This window comes from Pseudomonas sp. G11, assembly GCF_029457515.1.
Taxonomy (GTDB): domain Bacteria; phylum Pseudomonadota; class Gammaproteobacteria; order Pseudomonadales; family Pseudomonadaceae; genus Aquipseudomonas; species Aquipseudomonas gorinensis.
In genome coordinates this window covers 897,139-914,386 of sequence record NZ_CP120377.1, presented here as the reverse complement: position 1 = coordinate 914,386, position 17,248 = coordinate 897,139, and the positions used below count along the sequence as shown (strand labels likewise).

Here is a 17,248-nt window from a genome sequence, read left to right as displayed (position 1 = left end):
CCTAACCCCACCAATTATTTGAATTCCAATGCCAGAGCGGCGCACCACGACTCACCGCGCGCGCTCTGGGGCAACAACTTCAGCAGACGTCCATGCTCATGCGGCGTAATGGTAATGGTCAGGTCCGGCTTTGGCAAAAAGCCTGTGCCTTTATCTGGCCACTCGATCAGGCACAACGCATCTTCGTCGAAGTAGTCACGGATGCCCATGTACTCCAGCTCTTCAGGGTCCACCAGGCGATAGAGATCGAAGTGGAAGGCTCTTATCGCCCCGATCTCATAAGGTTCGACCAGGGTAAAGGTCGGACTTTTCACCGCCCCCTCGTGGCCCAACCCGCGAATAATCCCCCGGGACAGCGTGGTCTTGCCCGCCCCCAGGTCACCTTCGAGAAAGATCAGCCCCGCGCCTTTCGTGACCCGTGCTAGGCAATGGCCGAACTGCACCATGGCCTCTTCATCGGCCAGGAAACGGTTTACTTCAGGCACGGCGACTGCTCCTCCAACAATTGACGAATGGCAGGTATCAGGTCACTGGCAGCCAACCCGCGACCCAAGGTGCCCTGGCGATCTCCCGCCGTCGCGTGCAACCACACGGCCAGGCAACTGGCGTCAAAGGCTGGCATCCCCTGGGCAAGCAGTGCGCCCACCAGACCGGCCAACACATCGCCGAGCCCGGCCGTCGCCATGGCCGGGTGGCCCTGGTCACACCGGGAAACGCGCCCATCCGGGCTGGCGATCAAACTGCCAGCCCCCTTGAGGATAGCCACTGCATTGAATTTCTGACTCAACGCGCGCGCCACCTTAAGACGATCCGCCTGAACCTCGGCTGTCGATATCCCCAACAAACGCGCCGCTTCGCCGGGATGCGGGGTGATCACGCAGTCAGCCGGAAGCGCTACGCGGCCGGTCGCCAGCTGATTCAAGGCATCGGCATCCCAGACTTGTGGCTGTTTGGCGTTGGCGGCGACCGATAACAGGCTTTTGCCCCAGGCGGCACCGCCCAGGCCCGGACCAATGACGATGACCGAGATTTTTTCCAGCAAGCCCATCAGTTGGTTGGCCGAACTCACCCCAACGGTCATGACTTCGGGCAAGCGCGCCAAGGCAGCCGGCACATGCTCGACGCGAGTCGCCAGGGAAACCATGCCGGCACCGCTGCGCAAGGCGCTTTCGCTGCTCAGCAACGCGGCGCCGCCAAAGCCGTGGTCGCCACCGATGACCAGCAGGTGGCCGAACTGGCCCTTATGGGCGTCCGGAGAACGTGCAGCCAGTTGCGGCAAATGGCCGGGCAACAGGGGCTGAACGTCGGTTATTGCGTGTTTTGTCTGCGGCATGCGTCTTCAAGCTCCGATGTCTGGCAGAATTATACCCATCTAACCCGTGGTTTCCCGTGTCTCATGCCTGCTATTACCTACGACCTGCCCGCCCTCGCCCAATCGATCAAAGACTGGGGCCGCGAGCTGGGCTTCCAACAAGTCGGCATCAGCGGCCTCGACCTGGCCGAGCATGAACAACACCTGCAACGCTGGCTCGACGCGGGTTACCACGGCGAGATGGAGTACATGGGCGCCCATGGCAGCAAGCGATCCCACCCGGACGAACTGGTGCCCGGCACCTTGCGCGTGGTCTCGCTACGCATGGATTACCTGCCCGGCGATACCCAGATGGCACAACTGCTGGCCAAACCGGAAAAAGCCTACATCTCGCGCTACGCCCTCGGCCGCGACTACCACAAGCTGATCCGCAAACGCGTCCAACAATTGGCTGACCGTATTCAGGCACAGATCGGCCCATTTGGCTTTCGCGCCTTTGTCGACAGCGCACCGGTGCTGGAAAAAGCCATCGCCGAACAGGCTGGCCTGGGCTGGATCGGCAAAAATACCCTTGTACTCAATCGCAAGGCCGGCAGTTATTTCTTCCTAAGCGAACTGTTTGTCGACCTGCCATTGCCGGTTGATCCGCCGCACAGCACCGAACACTGCGGCCGCTGCACCGCGTGCCTGGACATCTGCCCCACCAACGCCTTCGTCGGCCCTTACGTGCTGGATGCCCGGCGCTGCATTTCCTACCTGACCATCGAACTCAAGAGCGCCATCCCAGAAGACTTGCGCCCACTGATCGGCAACCGGGTATTCGGCTGCGATGATTGTCAGATCGTTTGCCCGTGGAATCGTTTCGCGCGCCCCACCACGGAAGGCGATTTCAAGCCACGGCACAATCTGGACAACGCAGAGCTGGCCGAACTGTTTATGTGGGACGAGGACACATTCCTGAGCAGCACCGAAGGTTCACCGTTGCGCCGCGCCGGCTATGAGCGCTGGCTGCGCAACCTGGCGGTGGGCCTGGGTAATGCGCCGTCGAGCATTCCGGTGCTGGAAGCCTTGAAGGCGCGCCGCGATTACCCCTCGGAGCTGGTGCGTGAACATGTGGAGTGGGCACTCAAGCAGCACGCCGAGCGTCAATGCACGTCGTCGTTATAGACGAACTTGGGCATTTCCCAGTGAAAACGGATGGCCAGCAACCGCAGCAGAAAGCCGCTGAACAACGTCAGCAGAATCGCTTGTTCACTGGGCAGCTCCAGGTAGAGGCACAGCAGGTAGAACCAAGCGGCGAGGAACGACACACTGGCGTACAGCTCGCGACGAAAGATGAGCGGGATATCGTTACAGAAGATATCCCGCAGAATGCCGCCAAAAACCCCGGTGATCACGCCGCTGACTGAAGCCACCAACATGCCGTGGCCCATTTCCAGGGCGGTCATGCAGCCGATCAGGGTGAAGGCCACCAGCCCCACCGCATCCAGCGCCAGGAACAGCGACCGCAGGTGGCGCATCAGCGGCGCGATAAAGATCGTCACCAACGCGGCAACCGAGGTCAGCACCAGGTACTCCGGGTGCTTGACCCACGTCAGCGGGTAGTGACCGAGCAATACATCGCGCACCGAACCGCCACCCAGCGCCGTCACACAGGCGATCAGCACGACGCCAAACCAGTCCATGCCCCGCCGCCCAGCCGACAGCGCACCGGTCATGGCTTCGGCAGTGATGGCGATGAGGTAGAGCATCAGCAGCATGAGGGCGATCCTTGCAAAACTGTGGCGAGCGGGCTAGCCCCGCGTTGGGCTGCGCAGCAGCCCCAAAGCCGGCAATGATATCTGTTTGGAGAGGTGTGTTGGCAGTATTAGGGCTGCTTCGCAGCCCAACGCGGGACAAGCCCGCTCGCCACAAAAAACCGGCTCACCCTTGAAGGAATTCAAGCCTTGATGAAATGCTTGCGGTAATGCTGCAGCTCGGCGATCGACTCGCGAATATCATCCAGCGCCAGGTGGGTGCTGCCTTTATGGAAGCTGTCTTTGACTTCCGGCGCCCAGCGTGCCGCCAGCTCCTTGAGGGTCGACACATCCAGGTTGCGGTAGTGGAAGTAGCTTTCCAGCGCCTTCATATGGGTATAAAGGAAGCGACGGTCCTGGCAGATGCTATTGCCGCAGATCGGCGACTTGCCCTTCGGCACCCACTGCTCCAGGAAAGCGATGGTTTCGGCCTCAGCCTCCGCCATGCTGATGCGGCTGTCACGCACGCGCTGGGTCAGACCCGAGTTGCCGTGGGTACGAGTATTCCACTCGTCCATGGTGGCGAGTACGGCATCGCTGTGGTGGATGGCGATCACCGGACCTTCGGCCAAGGTGTTGAGGTTGCTGTCGGTGACAATGGTCGCCATCTCGATGATGACGTCGGTGTCGGGGTTCAGACCGGTCATTTCCAGATCGATCCAAATCAGGTTTTGTGGGTTTTGCATGGCTTGATTCTCTTGGCACCTTGGCGTAGCTGCGCAGTTTAGCAGGCAGGGGCGTGCTAGACTCGCGACCGTTTTACCCAACCTTCGCATTATCGACACGGAACACCAATGGCCAAACGCCAGCTCAATCGTCGCCAAAACTGGCGCATCGAAAAGATTCAAGGTGAACGCGCCGCTCGCGCCGCCAAACGTGAATCCTCCGCCGTGGAAGCGCTCGAGGGCGGCGACCTGGGCCCCGAACAAACCGGCCTGGTGATCGCACACTTTGGTGTGCAGGTCGAAGTCGAGGCGCTGGAGGGCGAATTCGCAGGTTCGGTTTCCCGTTGCCACCTGCGCGCCAACCTGCCGGCACTGGTCACTGGCGACAAAGTGGTCTGGCGTGCCGGCAACCAGGGTATCGGCGTGATCGTCGCCCAGTTGCCACGTACCACCGAATTGCGTCGCCCCGACAGCCGTGGCCAGCTCAAGCCGGTAGCGGCCAACGTCGACATGATCGTGATCGTGTTCGCGCCGCTGCCCGAGCCTCATGCCAACCTGATCGACCGCTACCTGGTGGCGGCCGAACATGCCGGCATTCGTCCGTTGCTGCTGCTGAACAAATTCGACCTGATCGACGAGCAGAACGCTCCGGCGCTCAATGCGTTGCTGGCGGTCTACCGCACCCTGGGTTACCCGGTGCTGGAAGTCTCGGCGCATCACGGCAACGGCATGGAACAGCTGCAACAGCAGCTGAATGGGCGTATCAGCGTGTTTGTCGGCCAGTCCGGCGTGGGCAAGTCGTCGCTGGTCAACAGCCTGCTACCGGAAGTCGACACCCGTGTCGGCCCGCTGTCGGAACTGTCCGGCCAGGGCACCCACACCACCACCACCGCGCGATTGTTCCACTTCCCCGGTGGCGGTGAGCTGATCGACTCCCCAGGTATTCGAGAATTCGGCCTCGGCCACGTCAGCCGCAGCGATGTAGAAGCCGGCTTTATCGAATTCAACGACCTGATCGGCACTTGCCGCTTCCGCGATTGCAAACACGACCGCGAACCCGGTTGCGCCTTGCTCAAGGCGCTGGAGGATGGCCGCGTGCAGCAGCAGCGGATGAACAGCTATCGGTCGATTATTGCGAGCTTGCCCGAAAGCAGTTACTAGACCACCCCACGCAATATCTGGCGAGCAAGCCTGTCGTGGTGAGCGGGCTTGCCCCGCGTTGGGTTGCGAAGCGGCCCCAATCAATCGGAATGCGGAGTATCAGGCACTCCTCTGCGGCGGGTTCTGGGGCTGCTTCGCAGCCCAACGCGGGGCAAGCCCGCTCGCCACAGTTACAGTGTTCCGCCTTAACTGACAGGCATCAGGGCACGCCCGCATCCCACAACAAGCCCGCACCCTCCCCCACAACAGGCTCGTTCACCACAAATATCCGGTGTGGCTACGAGCCCGTCGCAGGCACCGTAGGATCCTTCACCCCGCCGTCATCAAACAGGTTCAGCTTCTGCCGCAGCTCATGCGCCGGCAATGGCTCCTGCCCCGGCGCAATCGCATTCGGATCGGCCGGGGTTTCACCTGGCGCGCCTGCGCCGGATGTCGGCGGCGGCGGTGGCGGTGGCTGATCGCCTTCAATCGCTCGCTGGGCCTTTTTAGTCAGCACAACGATATCGATGCGACGGTTGATCGGGTTGAACGGGTCTTTCGGATCAAACAATTGGGAAGAGGCAAAGCCGACCACTCGTGCCACTTGCGCGTCCGGGTAGCTGCCGGCCACCAGTGCACGGCGAGCAGCGTTGGCACGGTTGGCCGAAAGCTCCCAGTTGCCGAAGTCGCCCTGCCCCGCATACGGCTTGGCATCGGTGTGGCCGCTGATACTGATCTTGTTCGGCACGGCCTTGATGGTGTCGGCCATGGCCAGCAGGATATCTTCGAAATACGGCTTCAAGCGCGCGCTGCCGGAGTCGAACATCGGCCGGTTCGCGGCGTCAGTGATCTGGATACGCAAGCCTTCCGGGGTAATCTCGAAGGAAATCTGATCCTTGAACTTCAGCAGTTGAGGGTTTTCCTCGACCTTGGTCTGCAATTCCTGCAGCAGCAATTCAAGGCGTTCCTGCTCGACCTGCTCAGCCATGCTCTCGACGGTATCGCGCTCGATCGGAATTTTTTCCTGGGGCGCCTCGGTCTTGACCTCCGGGTTGATGGTGCGCTCAGGCGCCAACTGCGGCGAACCGCCAAGGTCGATTACAAAGGGGGTACCACTTTCCGAGAAGCCAATAGGGTCCTTGAAGTAACCGGCGATGGCGATCTTCTGCTCGGGCGTGGCCGTGGACATCAGCCACAGCACCAGGAAGAACGCCATCATCGCCGTCGCGAAGTCGGCGAAGGCGATTTTCCAGGCGCCACCATGGTGCCCCGCGGCGAAGCGCTTGACGCGCTTGATGATTATCGGCTGGTTGTTTTCCATGGCTTAGCGACCGCGAACCGCTTGTTCCAACTCGGCAAAACTCGGGCGATGTTTCGGGTACAGCACCTTGCGACCGAATTCCACCGCCAGCGAAGGCGGCATGCCCGATGCCGAAGCGACCAGGCTGGCCTTGATCGCTTCATACAGATTGATTTCTTCCTTGGCATCGTGGGCCAGGGAGGTGGCGAGCGGGCCGAAGAAACCATAGGCCGCAAGAATACCGAAGAAGGTACCCACGAGGGCCGCACCTACGTGCATACCGATAGCTTTCTGGTCGCCCTCGCCGAGGGACGCCATGGTCACCACGATACCCAGTACCGCCGCGACGATACCGAAACCAGGCATACCGTCGGCAACACCGGTCACCGCGTGGGAAGGATGCTCCAGCTCTTCCTTGAGGCTGAACAGCTCCATGTCGAACAGGCCTTCCAGCTCATGGGGCGCCATGTTGCCCGAGGACATGATGCGCAGGTAGTCACAGATATACGCGGTCATGCGCTCATCTTTGAGCACGGCCGGGTACTTGGCGAAAATCGGGCTGGCCGCGGCATCTTCGATGTCGCCTTCGATGGCCATCATGCCTTCACGGCGGCTCTTGTTGAGGATCTCGTAGATCAGCCCCAGCACTTCCAGGTAGAAGGTGTGGGAAAAGCGCGAGCTGAACATGCCCAGCGACTTCTTGATCACATGCATGGTCATGTAGCCGGGGTTGGCCTGCAAGAATGCGCCGAACGCCGCACCACCAATAATCAGCACTTCAAAGGGCTGGATCAACGCAGCGATCTTACCGTGGGACAGGACGTACCCACCGAGCACGCTTGCGATGACGACGATGATGCCGATTATTTTAGCCATAGGGGATGTGTACTTGCGCCGTGAGGTTCATGGACATATTTGGAGGAACTGCAAAACTCTTGTTCTACTTATCGGCAAAACTGCGCCAGACTATAGGCCGTTAAGGCGAAAAGCCAGTTCGGCCCGCTCTGGGCGTGTTGACCGCAAGTGATGATCGCGCCCCAATCATGGCTAATGAAACGACCGTACCCACTGTAAAACCCACCACCCTCGCTGCTTGGATCAAGCGTCTGGACGAAGTGCGACTGCCCGTTCCCCAGGCGAACCACGAGCGCGTGTGCAAAGCCATCCGCGACAGCCGCAGTTCGTTGCGAGATATTGCCGAACTGATGCAAGACAGCCCCGCGCTGGTGCTCAGCGTGATGCGCGAAGCCAACAGCCACACCCATGGCAGCCTGGCGGAACCGGCGGAAAACCTCGAAGTGGCGCTCAACCGCCTCGGCCTCAAACGCGCCGAAGAGTTGCTCGCGCGCCTGCCTTCAGTGCCTGCCAATGAGATTCCCGTCGCCTTGCGCCAACTGCTGCTGGTGAGCCAACACGCTTCCCAGCAGGCCAACGGCCTGTTCGCCAGCCGCCTGGCGCGGCTGTGGCAAGACATTCACTGGGGCAGCTTGCTGTTTCTATCGCCGCTGTGGCCGATGGCGGTTGCCTACCCCAAGCTCCTGGAAGAGTGGGAACTGCGAGTTATCCACAAAGGCCAGTCGGCACGTCAGGTCGAACAGGAGTTATTTGGCGTCCGCCTGCTGGACCTGTGCCTCGGCCTGACTGAAACCTGGCACCTGCCCATCTGGGTGTCCCAGGGTTATAACCTGCTGCTGAAGGAACAACGCCTGCTGGTCAAGGCATTGCACATCGCCCGGGAAGATGACCCGCTGCGCCATCAGCAATTGCTCGATGCCGACCCCAGCCTGCGCCGCTGGTTGAACCAACCCGCCAATACCGTGCTGCTGGCCAACGGTCTGGCGATGTCGGCGCAAGAGTCATGGACCTGCCCGCACACCAAACGCTGGCAGTACCTCACGGCCCTGTACCTGCAACAGCCATTGAGCGAAGTACAGCAACAGTCCCACCAGCAAGCCGTCACCAGCGCCCGTACGACGCTGATGCCCGACCTTTGGCACCCGGCGCTGTCGCTGATCTGGCCATGGAATGTGCAGAAGATCCATCGCGGCCTGCTGCCCGCGCCGCCACCTACCGCAGAGTCCCTGGCCATCTGGCGCAAGCGTTGCACGGAGTTGCTGGTGGAGCCGAGCCGCTTTGCCAATGCCATGCACTTGACCACGTGCGCCAAGGAAGCGCTGGTCGCCAGTGGCATGCAACGAGTGTTGCTGTTTATGGCGGATCGCGCCCTGAGCACCTTGCGCGTGCATCAGGCCGATGGCCTGCCGAAGGACGCCGCGAACCTGAGCCTGGATGTGGTCCACAGCACGCTGCTGCAACGCATGCTGGAAAAATCCGCCCAGGTGCGCCTGACGCCCGACAACCACGCACAGTTCTCGGCCCTGTTGCCGCCGATCCTGCGTCGCCTGTTCACCGGGGAACACCTGTTGCTGCGTTCGCTGAGCTGCAATGGCCGCGTGGTGATGTTGATGGTGGCCGACCAGGGCGGCGGGCCATTTTCGGAAACCACCGTGCAGGCCTTCGGCAAAACCGCCCAGTGCATCGAGAAAGCCCTGCACAGCTTTACCAACCGCAGCGCCTGATGCTTGCGCTACAATCGCGGTCCTTTATCGCCAACATTTGTGCCCAGGAGACCTCACATGCCTGACTTCTCTGGCTTGCCGCTGGTGATCGAATCCAGCGACCTGCTCGGTCGCCTTGATGCCGAACACCTGATTCTGGTGGATCTCACCAGTGCCGCCCGCTACGCCGAAGGGCATATCCCCGGCGCGCATTTCGTTGACCCCAAGCGCACCCAACTGGGCCAGCCGCCGGCACCCGGCCTGCTGCCCAACAAAGCCGACCTGGAAAAACTGTTCGGCGAACTGGGCCACACCCCGGACGCAACCTACGTGGTCTACGACGACGAAGGCGGTGGCTGGGCTGGCCGTTTTATCTGGATGCTCGACGTGATCGGCCATCAGAAATACCACTACCTCGATGGCGGCCTGCTGGCCTGGCTGGCTGAGCAGCACCCAGTGTCCACCGACGTACCCGCCCCCGTCGGTGGCCCCGTCAGCCTCACGCTGCACGAGGGCCCCACCGCAACCCGCGAATACCTGCAAAGCCGCCTCGGCGCGGCGGACCTGGGTATCTGGGACGCACGCGGCCCGCTGGAGTATTCCGGCGAGAAAGTCCTCGCCGCCAAGGGGGGCCACATCCCCGGCGCTGTGAACTTCGAATGGACCGCCGGCATGGACAAGGCACGCAACCTGCGCATCCGCCGCGACATGCCGCAGATCCTCGAAAGCCTCGGGCTGACCCCCGATAAAGAAATCATCACCCACTGCCAGACTCACCACCGCTCTGGCTTCACCTACCTGGTGGCCAAGGCGCTCGGTTATCCGCGAGTCAAAGGTTATGCCGGTTCCTGGGGCGAATGGGGCAACCACCCCGACACCCCCGTTGAGATTTAAGGTTTAAGGACAGTTAATGAAAAAGCAGTTGTTTATCCTCAGCCAGTACTTGCTGCCGCATCACCTGCTGTCGCGGCTGGCCGGCTGCATTGCCGAGTGCCGCGTACGCTGGTTCAAGAATGCCTTCACCACGTGGTTTGCCAAGCGCTATCAAGTGGACATGTCCCAAGCCCTGGTGGAAGACGTGACCGCCTACGAGCACTTCAACGCCTTCTTCACCCGCGCCTTGAAAGACGGCGCGCGCCCACTGGACCCGACCCCTGGCGCCGTACTGAGCCCGGCTGATGGTGCGGTCAGCCAGCTCGGCCCGATCGAGCATGGCCGTATATTCCAGGCCAAGGGCCACAGCTTCAGCGTGCTGGAGTTGCTGGGCGGCGATGCTGCCGTGGCAGCGCCTTTCATGGGCGGCGATTTTGCCACCATCTACCTGTCGCCGAAGGACTACCACCGCGTGCATATGCCGCTGGCCGGTACCCTGCGCGAAATGGTCTACGTGCCTGGGCGGATTTTCTCGGTCAACCAGACCACCGCCGAAAACGTGCCGGAACTGTTTGCCCGTAACGAGCGTGTGGTCTGCCTGTTTGACACCGAACGCGGCCCGATGGCCGTGGTGTTGGTCGGCGCGATGATCGTCGCCTCGATTGAAACCGTGTGGGCCGGGCTGGTCACGCCGCCCAAGCGCGAGCTGAAAACCTTCCGCTATGACGAATCGGCACGCGCGCCGATTCACCTGGAGAAGGGTGCGGAGCTGGGTCGCTTCAAGTTGGGCTCCACCGCGATCGTGCTGTTCGGACCGGACCAGGTGAAGTGGGCTGAAGAACTGGTGGCCGGTTCGCCGGTGCAGATGGGCCAGGGCATCGCACTGCCGAAAGCCTGATTCAAAACCAGCAGAGATCCAATGTGGAAGGGGGCTTGCCCCCGATAGCGGTAGTCCAGCCACAGGTATATTGGCTGTTCCACCGTCATCGGGGGCAAGCCCCCTCCCACATGTTGACTGTATTCCTACAGTGACTTCGGATTAGAGCTGACCGTCGCGGTCGCGAAAGCCCAGCAGATACAGCACACCATCCAGCCCCAAGGTCGAAATCGCCTGCCTGGCCGATTGCTTGACCAAAGGTTTGGCACGGAACGCCACACCCAAACCGGCAATTGCCAGCATCGGCAGGTCATTCGCACCGTCGCCCACCGCAATGGTCTGCTCCAGACGCAAACCTTCCTTGTGGGCCAGCTCCTTCAGCAGGTCGGCCTTGCGCTGTGCGTCGACAATCGGCTCCACCGCCACGCCAGTCACCTTGCCGTCGACCACTTCCAGTTCGTTGGCGAACACATAGTCGATGCCCAACTTGGCCTGCAATTGCTTGGCGAAGTAGGTAAAGCCACCGGACAGGATCGCGGTCTTGTAACCCAGGCGCTTGAGCTCGGCGAACAGGGTTTCGGCACCTTCGGTCAGGCGCAGGGAAGCGCCGATGGAGTCCAGCACGCTCACATCCAGCCCCTTGAGCAACGCCAGGCGCTCCTTGAAGCTGGCGCGGAAGTCCAGCTCACCGGCCATCGCGCGTTCGGTGATTTCAGAAACTTGCTCACCCACACCGGCTGCCTTGGCCAGTTCGTCGATGACTTCGGCTTCGATCAGCGTCGAGTCCATGTCGAACACCGCCAGGCGGCGGTTGCGGCGGAACAGCGAGTCCTCCTGGAAGGCGATATCGACGTTCAGCTCCTGGGCCACGCTGAGGAATTCAGCGCGCAGGGCCTGCGGGTCTGCCGGTTCGCCGCGCACGGAAAACTCGATGCAGCCCTTGCCCTTGTCGGCCGGGGTGTCCAGTGGCATACGACCTGACAGACGGTCGATATGGTCGATGTTCAACCCAAACTGCGCGGTGATCGAGCTGACGCGCTGCAACTGCTCGGCGGTCACTTTGCGGGTCAACAAGGTGACGATATGGCGTTTCTTGCCCTGGCCGGCCACCCAGTGCTGGTAATCCTCTTCGGACACCGGGGTGAACCGTACCTGTTGATCCAGCTTGTATGCCGTAAACAGAATGTCCTTGAGCACGGAAGACGCCTGCTCGGTGCTCGGGATTTCCACCAGGATGCCGAACGACAGGGTGTCGTGGATCACCGCCTGGCCGATGTCGAGAATGTTTACACCACCCTGGGCCAGAACGCCGGTAATGGCCGCGGTGAGACCCGGTCGGTCTTCGCCGGTGATGTTGATCAGGACAATTTCGCGCAAAGCTTACCCCCAGGCTGGAAAAAAACCGCATTCTACCCACTTTCAGTGACCACCGGGCACAGCCAGCGCTTTGCCGGTCTTGGGCCTGTCGCTATACTGCGCGTCAACTTCACGGACTAAGAGCCGAGCTCAAGTGAACCGGCCCACGCCAGTAAAAACCGACAACTTCTTCCTGCTGATCTTCCGGGCACTGCGCCACCGCCGTGTACCGATCGCATTACGCATCGCCAGCCATAACGTGATCCTGGTCGCCCTGGCCCTGGTGATCTACGCCTGCGTGATGGGTTTGCAGTTCAAACAGGCCATGCATGAGCAAGCCGATGCGTTGGGCGAAAGCCTGACCACCCAGACCGCCACCTCGGCGACCGAGCTGCTGGTGTCCAACGACATCCTCAGCCTCAACGTGCTGCTCAACAACCTGACCAAGAACCCGTTGGTCGCCCACGCCGCCATCTACAGCGTGGACAACCGCATCATGGCCGAAGCCGGGCAACGCCCGAAAAACGGCCTGCTGGGCGAAGCCGAAGGCTTGTACCAGAGCAATATCACGTTCCAGGATGTGAAGGCGGGTCAATTGCGCATCAGCCTGGACATGCAGCAATTCCAGCAGCCGATGACCATCAGCCTGCAAAGCATGGGCATCCTCAGCGCGATCCTGCTGGCCCTGGCCCTGGCCTTGAGCCTGCGCCTGGGGCGGCATATCTCGACGCCACTGATGCAACTGCGCATCTGGCTGCGGGATATCGACGAACATACCCCGGCCACCGATCGCCAGGACGAAATCGGCGACCTTGCGCGCCAACTTCATGCCAGCTTCGCTCCGGAACCGGTGGTACGCGAGATTGAACCCGAGCCCGAGTTCGACGACGAACCCGAGTTCGAAGTACACGACCTGCGCGACCCGGGCTTTGACGAGCGCCCTCCGGTAGCCGGCCTGAAACCAGCGCCACGCCATGTGATCCGGGCCGAAGAAGACGAGCTGGACGACGAAGACCCATTCGCCGACCTGCGCGACACCTCGGCCAGCACCGCCGTTGCGCCCAAGCCCGTGCCAGCGAAGAACGCCGAGCCCCAGCACAGCGCCGTACTGGCCGTGCAATTGGGCGCCCAGGACCAACTGCGCCGCCTGCCCCGCGCCCGCCTGACCGAATTACTGGAACGCTACCGCGATTGCCTCGACCAGGCCGCCTCGCTCTATCAAAGCGAGCTGCACACCCTGAACGACGGCAGCACGTTGATGCTGTTCCACAGCGAAGACAGCGGCGAAGACTACCTGACCAACGCCATCTGCTGCGGCGAGCTGCTGCGTGCCCTGGGCCATGAATTGCAGATCGAAGTGGCCGACAGCGGCATCACCTTGCAACTGCAACTGGGCCTGACGGTGGGTGACGACCTGTTTGGCATGAGCCAGATCGACCTGCTGCTGACCGAGATCGCCCAGGATGCGCTGGCCCTGTCCCAACACAGCCGCAATCTCCTGCTGGTGGAGCGCAAGATCAGCGAAGACACGCTGATTCGCCAACGCGCGCGTATTCGCCCCATTGCCAGCCCAGAAGGCGCCAGTTGTGTGGAGCGCTTGATGGAGCCGTATCCATCGATGCTGGAACGGCAGTTGGCGCGGATGCATGAGACCCGTACAAAGCCCTGAAGAACACCGCCGGACTCATGTGAGAGGGGGCTTGCCCTAATGCCGTTCAGTTAAGGCTTTTTTGTAGGAGCGAGCTTGCTCGCGAAAAACTCACAGGCGCCGCGTTCATTCAGGAGACACGCGTTATCGTTGACGTTTTTCGCGAGCAAGAATTAGGCGTCCCCCTCGCTCCTACAAAAGGCGATGTACGCTTAACTGAACGGCATTAGGGCTTGCCCCCGATTGCGGAGCATCAGTCAGCACATCATTGACTGAACCACCGTTATCGGGAGCAAGCCCCCTCCCACACTTGATCTGCGCCGTGACTTATCTCACCACAAACAAAAAGGCCCGCTGAGTCAGCGGGCCTTTTTGTTTGTCTGCGATTCAGATCAGAACCTGAACACTTCCATATCCGTGCGAATCGGTGTCGCCATCGGCATCTTCGGTTTCTGCGGCTCTGCGGGCTTGGCCTGTACCGGAGCCTGCTTACGCGGTGCCTCGGCGATTGGCGGCTGGTTGGCCAATGGCTTGAGGGCCACCGACAACTGCTGCGCCAGGTGTTGCAACAATACGCCCTGGGCCTGGACCTGGGACGCGGTGGTGCCGGTGTGTTCTTCCTGCAGGTGCACGATTCGGTTATCGCGCACCTGGCCACGACGGTCGATCAAGCGCCATTGCGCATCGAGAATCGCCGGTTGCGATTTACCGGAATCAAGCCGGGTAATGGTCAGCAACACCTGAACATCCGGGGTAAAGCCAGTGGGTGCAGGCGCAAGGACCACACGCTGGCTGTCCAGTTGACCCGCCACCTGGCGCAGCATCAGCTGGTTGATGTCGGACGATAGGCTGCCGGCCCAACGACCATCAACGGAACCTTGCAGGCTGCCGTCGTTCTGACGCTGTAGCAGGGTTTCACGTTGCAGGTAGTCAGCGACGACTACCGGGCCCAGTAAAACTGCCATACCCGCAGTTTGTGCGGGCTGGGCCGGACTTCCGCTGTCCAGCTGATACAGCGACACAGGCTGGTGTGTGCTGCAACCCGCCAGCCCCAGAAGGCCAGCGAGCATCAAAATAAAAGGAAGGCGTGGAGCAGTCATCATCCCATCCAGGTGGCTGCCACAAGGCGAACCACAATGTAATACTTAAAAATAACCTAAACACGCTCGGCCACGCCGGCGCTGGAAAGGCCATATCATCCGTGAATATGCGCCATGACTCCAGCGCCAAAGCGTCGATCTACGCGTTAAATCGTAGATCAACGGCTCCAGAGGGCGTTCTCAGTGAGTTTCCCCACTGCGTTGTCACCTTAAAGCGGGTCAGGCAAGGCGCAGGCCGCTGGGAATGGTTTTTGCCTTTCCAAGGCCTGCTTCAAGGCGAACCCCGCCGAGCCCTCCTTGCCGCCTTAAACAGGCGTTTCCACCAGCAAGGCATCCACACGCTGGAAGCCCCGCGGCAGTTTGTTACCACGCCGTCCACGTTCGCCCTTGTAATGCTCAAGGTCGTCAGGACGCAGCGACAATGTGCGTTTACCCGCTTGCAGCACCAGGGTAGAGCCTTCAGGGATCACCGCGATGTCGGTCACATACTCTTCACGACTGGCGACCCGCTCCCCTGGAATACCAATGATCTTGTTGCCCTTGCCTTTGCCCAACTGTGGCAAATCGCTGATCTTGAAGACCAGCAAGCGCCCCTCGGTGGTGACCGACGCCAGCCAATTGCTCTCGCGATCGTCCACCGGCCGCGGCAGGATCACCTTGGCGTTGTTCGGCAGGCTCAACAGCGCCTTGCCCGCCTTGTTCTTGGCCTGCAGGTCTTCACCCTTGACCACGAACCCGTACCCCGCGTCGGAAGCGATGACATACAACGAATCGTCGTCCGGCAGCAGCACGCACTCGAAATTCGCCCCCGGTGGCGGCGTCAGACGCCCGGTCAGCGGCTCGCCCTGCCCCCGTGCGGACGGCAAGGTATGGGCCGGCACTGAATAACTGCGCCCGGTGGAGTCGATAAACACCGCAAACTGGTTGGAACGCCCGGCGGCGGCAGTCTTGAAGCCATCACCGGCCTTGTACGACAAACCAGTGGCGTCAATATCATGCCCCTTGGCGGAACGAACCCAACCCTTTTCCGACAGAACGACGGTAATTTTCTCGTTTGGGAGCAACTCGGTTTCTGTCAGGGCCTTGGCTTCGGCGCGCTCGACGATCGGCGAACGACGGTCGTCGCCGTAGGTTTCGGCGTCTTTGATCAGTTCGCTACGCACCAATTTCTTCAACTTGGCTTCGCTGCCCAGCAGCGCTTGCAGCTTGGCCTGCTCCTTGAGCAACGCATCCTGTTCGTCGCGCAGCTTCATTTCTTCCAGTCGCGCCAACTGACGCAAACGGGTGTCGAGGATGTAGTCGGCCTGGATCTCACTCAGCTCGAAACGCGCGATCAGTTCGGCTTTCGGGTGCTCGGCGGTACGGATGATGTGGATCACTTCATCCAGGTTGAGGTAGGCAATCAGCAAGCCGTCCAACAGGTGCAGGCGGCGCTCAACCTTGTCGAGGCGGAATTGCAGGCGGCGACGCACGGTCTGCACCCGGAACTCCAGCCACTCCACCAGCAGGTTGCGCAGGTTTTTCAGCTGCGGCTTGCCGTCCAGGCCGATGATGTTGATGTTGACCCGGTAGCTGGACTCCAGGTCGGTGCTGGCAAACAAATGCTGCATCAGCACTTCGTGGTCGACCCGGCTATTGGTCGGGATGATCACGATTCGGCACGGGTTTTCGTGGTCGGACTCGTCGCGCAGGTCGGCAACCTGCGGCAGTTTCGATGGTTTGGCCTGCATCAGCGCCGCGATCTGCTCCAGCACCTTGGCACCGGACACCTGGTGCGGCAGCGCGGTGACGATAATGTCGCCGTCCTCGATGTGGTACACCGCACGCATGCGCACCGAGCCCTTGCCGGTCTCGTACATCTTCAGCAGGTCGGCGCGCGGCGTGATGATTTCTGCTTCGGTGGGGTAATCCGGCCCCTGGATATGCTCACAGAGCTGCTCGACCGTGGCCTTGGGTTCATCCAGCAGGCGCACGCAGGCGGTCGCGACCTCGCGCAGGTTATGCGGCGGTACGTCCGTGGCCATGCCCACGGCAATACCCGTGGTGCCATTGAGCAGGATATTGGGCAAACGCGCCGGCAACACCAGGGGTTCGTCGAGGGTGCCGTCAAAGTTCGGGCCCCAATTCGCGGTGCCCTGGCCCAGCTCGCTGAGCAGCACTTCCGAATAACGCGACAGGCGTGCCTCGGTGTAACGCATAGCGGCGAAGGACTTGGGGTCATCCGGTGCGCCCCAGTTACCCTGGCCGTCCACCAATGTGTAGCGGTAGCTGAACGGCTGGGCCATCAGCACCATGGCTTCGTAACATGCCGAGTCGCCGTGGGGGTGGAACTTACCGAGCACGTCACCGACCGTACGCGCCGACTTCTTGTGCTTGGAATCGGCATCCAGGCCCAACTCACTCATGGCGTAGATGATGCGCCGCTGTACAGGCTTCAGGCCGTCGCCGATATGCGGCAAGGCACGGTCCATGATCACGTACATGGAGTAGTTGAGGTAGGCATTTTCGGTGAAGTCAGCCAGCGACCGGCGTTCTACGCCATCTAAGCTGTCTGCGAGGATGTCACTCATGCGGGCCTCATCAATATTTGGTAAGGCGCAGCGGAAATGCCGCAGCGCCGGGT

General features: G+C 61.2%; 15 protein-coding genes. 6 read left to right on the top strand and 9 right to left on the bottom strand.

Going from position 1 to position 17,248, the window contains the following annotated elements; genetic code table 11:
• Positions 1-14 precede the first annotated feature (14 nt).
• Together tsaE and P2T68_RS04065 are read right to left on the bottom strand one after the other, a co-directional pair.
• Positions 15-485, bottom strand: a complete 471-nt coding sequence (tsaE, locus tag P2T68_RS04070; protein ID WP_024073077.1) for a tRNA (adenosine(37)-N6)-threonylcarbamoyltransferase complex ATPase subunit type 1 TsaE — start codon at positions 483-485, stop codon at positions 15-17.
• The gene (locus P2T68_RS04065; protein WP_024073076.1) at positions 473-1,333 is read right to left on the bottom strand and encodes an NAD(P)H-hydrate dehydratase; all 861 of its coding nucleotides are present in this window, start codon (positions 1,331-1,333) and stop codon (positions 473-475) included. The genes tsaE and P2T68_RS04065 overlap by 13 nt, the downstream gene beginning before the upstream one ends.
• Before the next feature lie 63 nt (positions 1,334-1,396).
• On the opposite strand from P2T68_RS04065, the gene queG reads away from it, so the two are divergent.
• Positions 1,397-2,479, top strand: coding sequence for a tRNA epoxyqueuosine(34) reductase QueG (gene queG, locus P2T68_RS04060; RefSeq protein ID WP_024073075.1), 1,083 nt, complete (start codon positions 1,397-1,399; stop codon positions 2,477-2,479).
• Here the strand turns inward: queG and P2T68_RS04055 are convergent.
• Together P2T68_RS04055 and orn are read right to left on the bottom strand one after the other, a co-directional pair.
• Positions 2,458-3,072 carry a trimeric intracellular cation channel family protein gene (locus tag P2T68_RS04055; RefSeq protein WP_012721908.1) on the bottom strand — a complete coding sequence of 205 codons (615 nt, stop codon included), beginning with the start codon at positions 3,070-3,072 and terminating at the stop codon, positions 2,458-2,460. The two genes, queG and P2T68_RS04055, sit on opposite strands and share 22 nt — an antisense overlap.
• Before the next feature lie 179 nt (positions 3,073-3,251).
• The gene (orn, locus tag P2T68_RS04050; protein WP_024073074.1) at positions 3,252-3,794 is read right to left on the bottom strand and encodes an oligoribonuclease; all 543 of its coding nucleotides are present in this window, start codon (positions 3,792-3,794) and stop codon (positions 3,252-3,254) included.
• Between the two features lie 108 nt (positions 3,795-3,902).
• On the opposite strand from orn, the gene rsgA reads away from it, so the two are divergent.
• Positions 3,903-4,934 (top strand): small ribosomal subunit biogenesis GTPase RsgA, encoded by a 1,032-nt coding sequence (gene rsgA / locus P2T68_RS04045; RefSeq protein ID WP_024073073.1) that lies wholly within the window; start codon positions 3,903-3,905, stop codon positions 4,932-4,934.
• Positions 4,935-5,211: 277 nt separating this feature from the next.
• Here the strand turns inward: rsgA and motB are convergent, their stop codons facing one another.
• Positions 5,212-6,234, bottom strand: coding sequence for a flagellar motor protein MotB (gene motB / locus P2T68_RS04040; RefSeq protein WP_277379085.1), 1,023 nt, complete (start codon positions 6,232-6,234; stop codon positions 5,212-5,214).
• Positions 6,235-6,237: 3 nt separating this feature from the next.
• Complete coding sequence (gene motA / locus P2T68_RS04035; RefSeq protein WP_024073071.1) at positions 6,238-7,089, bottom strand: flagellar motor stator protein MotA; 852 nt, start codon at positions 7,087-7,089, stop codon at positions 6,238-6,240.
• A 167-nt stretch (positions 7,090-7,256) separates the two neighbouring features.
• Here motA and P2T68_RS04030 point away from each other — a divergent pair, with 167 nt between their 5' ends.
• From P2T68_RS04030 to asd, 3 genes are read left to right on the top strand one after another with little or no spacing between them, the layout of a single operon-like run.
• Positions 7,257-8,792 (top strand): HDOD domain-containing protein, encoded by a 1,536-nt coding sequence (locus tag P2T68_RS04030; protein WP_069075147.1) that lies wholly within the window; start codon positions 7,257-7,259, stop codon positions 8,790-8,792.
• Positions 8,793-8,849: 57 nt separating this feature from the next.
• Positions 8,850-9,665, top strand: coding sequence for a rhodanese-like domain-containing protein (locus P2T68_RS04025; protein WP_024073069.1), 816 nt, complete (start codon positions 8,850-8,852; stop codon positions 9,663-9,665).
• Positions 9,666-9,681: 16 nt separating this feature from the next.
• On the top strand, positions 9,682-10,542 hold the full coding sequence (gene asd, locus P2T68_RS04020; RefSeq protein ID WP_277379084.1) for an archaetidylserine decarboxylase: 861 nt from the start codon (positions 9,682-9,684) through the stop codon (positions 10,540-10,542).
• Between the two features lie 141 nt (positions 10,543-10,683).
• Here the strand turns inward: asd and serB are convergent, their stop codons facing one another.
• A complete protein-coding gene (gene serB / locus P2T68_RS04015) occupies positions 10,684-11,898 on the bottom strand; it encodes a phosphoserine phosphatase SerB (protein WP_277379083.1) in 1,215 nt (404 codons plus the stop codon).
• A gap of 133 nt (positions 11,899-12,031) precedes the next feature.
• On the opposite strand from serB, the gene P2T68_RS04010 reads away from it, so the two are divergent.
• Positions 12,032-13,546: an AhpA/YtjB family protein gene (locus tag P2T68_RS04010; protein ID WP_024073066.1), complete on the top strand. Its 1,515-nt coding sequence runs from the start codon at positions 12,032-12,034 to the stop codon at positions 13,544-13,546.
• Between the two features lie 371 nt (positions 13,547-13,917).
• Here P2T68_RS04010 and P2T68_RS04005 read toward each other — a convergent pair whose 3' ends face one another.
• On the bottom strand, positions 13,918-14,625 hold the full coding sequence (locus P2T68_RS04005; protein WP_024073065.1) for an ABC-type transport auxiliary lipoprotein family protein: 708 nt from the start codon (positions 14,623-14,625) through the stop codon (positions 13,918-13,920).
• 305 nt (positions 14,626-14,930) lie between these two features.
• Positions 14,931-17,195 (bottom strand): DNA topoisomerase IV subunit A, encoded by a 2,265-nt coding sequence (gene parC / locus P2T68_RS04000; protein WP_024073064.1) that lies wholly within the window; start codon positions 17,193-17,195, stop codon positions 14,931-14,933.
• Positions 17,196-17,248 lie beyond the last annotated feature (53 nt).

Coding starts and splice junctions, on each gene's coding strand:
- P2T68_RS04065 (WP_024073076.1), bottom strand. CDS start 1,333: ATGCCGCAGACAAAACACGCAATAACCGACGTTCAGCCCCTGTTGCCC.
- motB (WP_277379085.1), bottom strand. CDS start 6,234: ATGGAAAACAACCAGCCGATAATCATCAAGCGCGTCAAGCGCTTCGCC.
- P2T68_RS04025 (WP_024073069.1), top strand. CDS start 8,850: ATGCCTGACTTCTCTGGCTTGCCGCTGGTGATCGAATCCAGCGACCTG.
- P2T68_RS04055 (WP_012721908.1), bottom strand. CDS start 3,072: ATGCTGCTGATGCTCTACCTCATCGCCATCACTGCCGAAGCCATGACC.
- asd (WP_277379084.1), top strand. CDS start 9,682: ATGAAAAAGCAGTTGTTTATCCTCAGCCAGTACTTGCTGCCGCATCAC.
- queG (WP_024073075.1), top strand. CDS start 1,397: ATGCCTGCTATTACCTACGACCTGCCCGCCCTCGCCCAATCGATCAAA.
- P2T68_RS04030 (WP_069075147.1), top strand. CDS start 7,257: ATGGCTAATGAAACGACCGTACCCACTGTAAAACCCACCACCCTCGCT.
- P2T68_RS04005 (WP_024073065.1), bottom strand. CDS start 14,625: ATGACTGCTCCACGCCTTCCTTTTATTTTGATGCTCGCTGGCCTTCTG.
- motA (WP_024073071.1), bottom strand. CDS start 7,089: ATGGCTAAAATAATCGGCATCATCGTCGTCATCGCAAGCGTGCTCGGT.
- orn (WP_024073074.1), bottom strand. CDS start 3,794: ATGCAAAACCCACAAAACCTGATTTGGATCGATCTGGAAATGACCGGT.
- rsgA (WP_024073073.1), top strand. CDS start 3,903: ATGGCCAAACGCCAGCTCAATCGTCGCCAAAACTGGCGCATCGAAAAG.
- parC (WP_024073064.1), bottom strand. CDS start 17,195: ATGAGTGACATCCTCGCAGACAGCTTAGATGGCGTAGAACGCCGGTCG.